Origin of the sequence: Endozoicomonas sp. ONNA2, assembly GCF_024606365.1 — a bacterium.
In the GTDB taxonomy this organism is placed as follows: domain Bacteria; phylum Pseudomonadota; class Gammaproteobacteria; order Pseudomonadales; family Endozoicomonadaceae; genus Endozoicomonas.
Genome location: NZ_JAHHPO010001200.1, coordinates 1 through 2,428, shown reverse-complemented (window position 1 = coordinate 2,428; position 2,428 = coordinate 1). Strand labels below are relative to the sequence as shown.

Genomic DNA, 2,428 nt, shown 5'->3' with positions numbered 1-2,428 from the left:
GGATAGCTGAACAGGGCTATTGATGCTTGAATAATGGATTTAGCGAATGGTTACAGGTCTTGAGTCTGGTGGCCAGTAAATTTTTGATTACATTGCTCAATCTGTTTTTGAAGATACGACCTGATGCGGCTGCCATCTGGCCCCGGGCAGCATAAGTTTCACTTGGCCAGCATCCCCATTCTAAACGTAGCTGAAGAGGATAGCAGAAATGAATACCCTACCAAATACCACTACTGGAGCTCCAGCAGTATATGTTCCACAATCAAGGGATAAACAAGTCAGCCAGGCTTTTGCTGGTGACAAGGAGGTTAAACCCACTGCTATTGCCAATAAATGTCCTGAATACCCGTCAGAAAGGGCAGGTTCTTCCCTTCTGCAAAGAACCGTCACTTTGTCTCTTGGGAATCAGGACGCACAATCTGCTGAGAACAGGGGTGCTGCCTCTGCGTCGATGGCTCCCTGGCTTGAAATGGAAAATGCACAGACATTACACAAGCTGAAGAAGGTGATGCAAAAAGCTAATAACCTGCTTGCCAACGCCATCGAGCAGAACTTGTCAGAATCCGACGCATTATCGATGACAATCAGAGCATACTCGGTAATGGAAGATCTCCACAGCATAAACGGCAAACTCACTATTTCTTCCAAAACTGCCAACCACAACAACAGAGAAATAATTGATCAAAAAATCTCCGAGCTGAAACAGGTCGCTACAAAGCTGGAATCAGCGTATAAATAGTTTTTCTAATTGAGATTGAAAATTCTGTTTTGTGTGGTGAATAAGTAGTTGGCCAAATGGAATCGTATATTTTTTGACTAAGTGGCCAGTTACTATGCAAGGTGCAACGCAGGCAGCAGTTGCCCGGAGTGGCTGGCAATTTGGTCATAAAATATGATTTCATTTGGTTAACTACTTACAGATATTAAGCGACTAATCATAAGACCTGAATTCAGGATTGCTTACAACCAGATCGTTTTTTCCGGAGTTCTTCTTGCTCAAGCTGATAGATCTGTTTGTCCATAAGTTCGAACAGCGTTCGCATATGTGCAATATACTTATTAAGAATCAGATGCTCATTTATATAGGCTGGCATACCAACGAATTTTATGATCAGTACGTTTGCTGCTTTTAGTGACTTAAGATAAAAACCCCGAAGATCCTTCATTTTAGCTATGCATTGTTGTAGAGAGTGGTCTGAATGGGGCCATTGCAAAAACTGTTCCTCCAGATTTACAGATTGACGACCATAGTCTTCCAAATAGTCACTAAGCTCTTTTTTAAGCGGATCTTTCTTATTCTTAACTTCACTGTTGGTAGCCGTTTGTTGACTATCACTGATACGTGCCTTAATGAGGAGTGCTTTGATTTTTTGCTGGTCAAACTCCCCTTTCTGTACCTCTATTTGGGATGCCTGTTTAGTCCCGGTGAACGGCTCTTCGGCAACACGGCCGTTGACTTCATCAAGCAACTGCTGCACACCTGACTGTAACCTGAGGACCAGGCCGGTAATGTTCTTGACCTTTTGCTTCTGGCTGTCATCCACCGGCAGACCGCAGGCACCAGAATCTTTTTCCGGGTTACTCAAGTTGCAGGATTTCCTGCCTTGTTGGTGCTCTGCCCCTTTGCACATACGCTCTGCGATACTCTCAACCGCCGCACGGTCCTTGCCCTGCAGGAAGCTGTCAATCTCGCTTAAACTGATCATCCAGCGATCAAATTTTAACGAGGCTGCGTCGGCACTTTCTCCCCCTTGGCCGCAATACAATTGAGGTTTGATCAAAGCTGTGCTTTGGCCAAGAATTGATGATATGTTCATAGCCAATTTTCCCCCTGCTTTATGGTTTAATATCACAGTTTAGAGTTTCGGCTTAAGAATAAAGTTCAACAAATGATCAGGCGATTTAATTATTTTCCAATGATGGTGACAGCCGCTTTTTAAAAGGGATTATTGTGGATGAATAACTCCCTTATCTTCTCCAATAGCAAATTCACAGCCTTATCATGCCGGTTTATGGCGGCAATCCTGAGCGGGGTTATCTCCATCAGGGTTCCATCCTCTTCTTTAACCTTGCAGGCAGAGTACAGCAATTGCGTGGCTGCCTTGCGGTTTCCATCAGCCAGGAGTGTAGACACAGGCTTCATCAACAGCTTCATTAGCTCGATATTTCCCTGACTGGCTGCAATATACAACGGTGTTGCGCCGTCTTCTGGCCGGTTCTGCTTTAGTACCTCCCTAATGGCAGAACCCCTTTTCTTTTTCGGTAACCCTGTCAACGCTTGCATTAACTGCTCCACGCTTTGGTTATGGCCCCCCAGGACAGCATTCAAGAGCGGGAAGGCCTGGATCAGCTGATCCGCGATTTCCTCCTGGCCTTTATCGAAAGCTGCAGACAGTGGCGTTCTATTGAGTGTGTCGACCGCACATAC

3 protein-coding genes are annotated in these 2,428 nt (G+C 45.1%); 1 reads left to right on the top strand and 2 read right to left on the bottom strand.

Features of this window, described 5'->3' with window-relative positions; translation table 11 throughout:
* Positions 1-208 precede the first annotated feature (208 nt).
* Positions 209-739 carry a hypothetical protein gene (locus KDK14_RS21060; protein WP_257267217.1) on the top strand — a complete coding sequence of 177 codons (531 nt, stop codon included), beginning with the start codon at positions 209-211 and terminating at the stop codon, positions 737-739.
* A 211-nt stretch (positions 740-950) separates the two neighbouring features.
* Here KDK14_RS21060 and KDK14_RS21055 read toward each other — a convergent pair whose 3' ends face one another.
* Positions 951-1,817, bottom strand: coding sequence for a hypothetical protein (locus KDK14_RS21055; protein ID WP_257267216.1), 867 nt, complete (start codon positions 1,815-1,817; stop codon positions 951-953).
* A 119-nt stretch (positions 1,818-1,936) separates the two neighbouring features.
* Positions 1,937-2,428: ankyrin repeat domain-containing protein (locus KDK14_RS21050; RefSeq protein ID WP_257267215.1), on the bottom strand; the 492-nt coding region annotated here is incomplete at its 5' end.